Raw genomic sequence first — 3,966 nt, 5'->3', positions numbered from 1 at the left:
CCCAAAACCTCACCCCCTAATCCTTTCTACTAGTAAAGTATGTCCAATAGCTTAAAAGTGTACGAGACAAAAGCATAGAAACAAAAAAACAAACACTTGTACTAAACCTTCTTATTTATACTTTTAATAAGCCGGCTCCTTGAATAGGGATCACCTTTTCCTATTACTTCACATATACATAGGCTTTGTTTGCAGTGATATGGTATATTTCCCCTTTACYATTGTGAAATATACATTCAGAAAAGCGTACTCCAAAATAAGATATTATTTAAAATCTTAACGTTTCCTTCAACAAGTGTTTGTTGATTAATATCATAACCAGTAGTTCTCTCAACTATCTCTTGAAAATTAGCATAGTTTGTATGAATTCTATATCTAGTAGAAAGCACTCTATCATATAAAGGTAAAATAATAGGTTAATAAACAAGCCATTCTTTTACTAAAACATAGAATAGTATGAATCCTATTGAAGGGAGGTATAAAAGAATGTCCTGGAAAAATGATTGCTGGAGTTCTAAGAAAAAGCATTGTTGTGATGATTGGTGGAAATCTAAAGAAAAGAATCATTGTGATGATGATTGGAGTTCTAAGGAAAAGCATTGTAATGATGATTGGTGGAAATCTAAAGAAAAGAATCATTGTGATAATGATTGGAGTTCTAAACGAAATAAGTGTCGTTGTAAATGTTTCTTTATTTGTTGTCATTGTAAAAGAAAAAATTGGTAACATTTTCAATATCAACTTAAAAGAGAGAACATGTCTTTTGTGACCGATAAATACTAGAATGTAATATACAAAAAGCTGACTAAGTATAGTCAGCTTTTTGTCAATGAACACGTAGAGATTTATTTTAATATAGTTCTTATTAGAAAAGGATTATTTTATATAGATTACTATAAGCATCCATAAAGCCAAGGCGCCAATGATAGCGAGCGCTATACGTGTAGATAGTATCCTTAATTCAAAGTCTGTTTTCTTGGAGGGTTCAGGATATGCAATTATGTAGATTCCCTTTAATAATGCAAGCCATGCAATAACCGTTAGGAACCCCTGCCAGTTGAATACCCATACATTATGTAGGATTACACTACCTAACCCTAGGAAAATCGATAGAAAACCATACATAATACCAAATCCTCTGTCTTCAACCACTAATTTTTTCAATTCACGTAGTACCGATGGACGTACGAAAAGTATTCCCGATACGATAACCGTTATCCATCCCCAAAACAATCCTAAAAAAGTACTAGTTTCCATTATTAGTTCACTCCCCTCAATTATTTATATTTCAGATATCCCCCCCTTTAGAACAATTCCAACATCTTTATATATAGGCTAAATTCTGCTCTTTTTTAATACAAACATGGCATATTCTATGCCCATCCTTAATCACCTCATTTCTCTACAAAATGAAATTTTTATATCATTCTTCGTCATCATCTATCCGAATCAACCGAAGTCGCTTTGTACTATTACCGCACACTTTTTCATAGCTTGGAGCTAACATGCACCAAAGCCAATATAATGATTTATTCGCCTTTTCACTAACCTCTAAAATTGTCCCTCTGTAATAAAATGATCACCTTGATACAATGTATACTCGCTTGTCCCATGGAATCATCATTATTCCCCTCCCTATTAAAATAGCGTTTTTGTTTCAAATAATGCTCTCATTAATTTGGACGCATTTACCAGTATATTTACCAAAAAATTCATGATATCGTTAACTAGTCGAGTACGTCATTACTTGACGATTACCCTTAGGAGCCCCGCAGACAATCGGGGTTCCTTTTATTTAAATAAGGATTTTGTTTAAACTTTACAAAACTCACCTATATTAAACTATCTTCTAAAATTCCCATTGAACATTTATAATACTTTTAAACGGTTTAAATTCTACAATCAGTAATGGAGGCATTTTAATGGGAAACATCCCAAAAATATCATCACAACAATCAAATCCTAAGATACCCTCACAGCAAGTGAACCCTAACACCCAACAAGGTAATAATAAAAAAACAAGACGCCGTATTATAACTACTTTGGCTTTTATATTATCTGTAATTTTTGTCCTTCAATATTCTCTTAATAACCAACAAGAAATGATTAAAGAAAAACAAATCACGCTTAATACGGAGCAACAAAAATTATCTTCTTTAAAGAAGGATGGTCATTCCCTTAAAAATGATGTTAAAGCTTTAACAGGTAGTGAAGAAGAAATTTTAAAATTCGCAAGGAAACTGTATGGGTTTTCCAAACCGAATGAAACTATATTTCAAATAACTGAATAAAATTACACTGCACTACCCAAAAGGCGATTTGACGATAATCGCCTTTTTATATTTAATTTCTAAAGTAAACATACTAATTTCTTTTTCTATCAAATAACTATTTTGTTTAATTTATTAAAATACAACCGCTTGTCATCACAAGTAATTTTTATAATTAGTTAAATTCTCAATATAGTTTGTGTATATAATTCCATTCAAAGATACATAATATCCACGTAACTATTTAAAAATACTTCGTTTTTATATCTAAGTTCAAAAAGGAGCTACATAACATGGATAAAAAAAATCTATTAAGTCAACAACTTGATTATGTGTCATCGGATGCGCTGAATACTCCTAGTAAAGCCCAAGAGCAAATGCAAGAAACATCTCAGGAGGCACATGATTCAAACAAAAAGGACAGTACTCAAGCTTTACATGGCGAAGATTTACCAATTTCAGCTGTATATAGAACAACGAACAAACAGTAAATTTAAAAGGGAAAAATCTTAAGAACCAGTGAACTTAATTCTTTTCCCTTTTCCTATTTAAATAACACTTTTATATGAAACCCGTACACATTTTTGACACATCCACTATCACAACCTCCTGAAAATTCGTGATAATATTAATTTGTCGGATACGCCAAATTTCGACATTGAACGACAATAATATCTCCCTTATTGAATCCCTGTCCCCCAGGGATTTCTCCTTTTATTCATTACTTTTTTCTTCACTAAATTTTCATTCTTAACAAAATTCAATCACTCCATTGAATAGACAGCCACAGTATCCTATTTTGATAAAAACAAACAGACATACTTAACACTAATAGTAGATTTTTTAACTTCAAATTTACTTTTTCTCTCTTATCTTTTTGTAAACATTAAAAATGAGCTCTATTTACATAGAGCTCATTCGTAATTTTATAGTTTGCTAGACTGTAACCCCTGAATAAACGGAACTACTTCAGGATTTACAAGTGACGATAAATCTCCTAACTCTTTTCCTAAGTAAGCTGCTTTAATAACACGTCGCATTACTTTAGAATTTCGTGTTTTTGGTAAATCTTCTACAACGTGGATGTCTTTTGGACATAAAGCTTTACCAATATGAGAGTTTACTAAACTCATTAATTMTTTCTTTAACTCGCCAGAGAATATTACACCGTCTCGTAATACAACAAAACAATGACAAACTTCACCTTTTACATCATCCGGTACACCAACTGCCGCTGCTTCTATTACATCATTATGTTTCACAAGAATAGATTCATATTCAGCAGGCCCAATACGTTTTCCAGCAATGTTTAACGTATCATCTGAACGTCCTGTAATGATATATTGCTCACCGTCATAAATGACCCAGTCACCATGAACCCATTTATTTTCAAAACGTGACCAGTATGTGTTCACATAACGCTCATCATCTTCCCAGAAACTTTTCGTCATACCAACCCACGGTTTTTCTAAACATAATTCTCCGACTTCATCACGAATCGGTTTACCTTGATTATCAAGTACAACTGCTGCCATTCCTGGTAAAGATGCGTTAAAACTAATCGGTGCAATTGGTTTTATAAGAACATTACCGAAAATCCCACCAGAAATTTCAGTTCCACCTGAGTAGTTACAGATCGGGACCTTTCCTTTTCCAACTGTTTCAAACAGCCACATCCACGGATCTGGATTCCAAG

The 3,966-nt window shown here is 32.7% G+C and carries 5 protein-coding genes; 3 read left to right on the top strand and 2 right to left on the bottom strand.

From position 1 onward, the window contains the following. Positions 1-466 precede the first annotated feature (466 nt). Positions 467-769: a hypothetical protein gene (locus AC1DTM_RS19695; protein ID WP_305886778.1), complete on the top strand. Its 303-nt coding sequence runs from the start codon at positions 467-469 to the stop codon at positions 767-769. 107 nt (positions 770-876) lie between these two features. On the opposite strand, the gene AC1DTM_RS19690 is transcribed toward AC1DTM_RS19695, so the two are convergent. Continuing rightward, the gene (locus AC1DTM_RS19690; RefSeq protein WP_002110014.1) at positions 877-1,257 is read right to left on the bottom strand and encodes a hypothetical protein; all 381 of its coding nucleotides are present in this window, start codon (positions 1,255-1,257) and stop codon (positions 877-879) included. Between the two features lie 665 nt (positions 1,258-1,922). On the opposite strand from AC1DTM_RS19690, the gene AC1DTM_RS19685 reads away from it, so the two are divergent. Both AC1DTM_RS19685 and AC1DTM_RS19680 read left to right on the top strand, forming a co-directional pair. Beyond that, positions 1,923-2,291, top strand: coding sequence for an FtsB family cell division protein (locus AC1DTM_RS19685; RefSeq protein ID WP_002200443.1), 369 nt, complete (start codon positions 1,923-1,925; stop codon positions 2,289-2,291). A gap of 272 nt (positions 2,292-2,563) precedes the next feature. Beyond that, a complete protein-coding gene (locus AC1DTM_RS19680) occupies positions 2,564-2,761 on the top strand; it encodes a hypothetical protein (protein WP_002110011.1) in 198 nt (65 codons plus the stop codon). Positions 2,762-3,196: 435 nt separating this feature from the next. On the opposite strand, the gene AC1DTM_RS19675 is transcribed toward AC1DTM_RS19680, so the two are convergent. Continuing rightward, a partial coding sequence (locus AC1DTM_RS19675; protein WP_477000695.1) for an AMP-binding enzyme occupies positions 3,197-3,966 on the bottom strand: 770 nt, incomplete at its 5' end.

The sequence above is a fragment of the Bacillus sp. P4_D3 genome (assembly GCF_056401855.1).
Note: the sequence above shows the minus strand (reverse complement) of the source record. Positions and strands in the feature narration are given on the sequence as shown.

What these genes read in the sequence shown, in the direction of transcription:
- AC1DTM_RS19690 (WP_002110014.1), bottom strand. Translation starts at nt 1,257, where the DNA reads ATGGAAACTAGTACTTTTTTAGGATTGTTTTGGGGATGGATAACGGTT.
- AC1DTM_RS19685 (WP_002200443.1), top strand. Translation starts at nt 1,923, where the DNA reads ATGGGAAACATCCCAAAAATATCATCACAACAATCAAATCCTAAGATA.
- AC1DTM_RS19680 (WP_002110011.1), top strand. Translation starts at nt 2,564, where the DNA reads ATGGATAAAAAAAATCTATTAAGTCAACAACTTGATTATGTGTCATCG.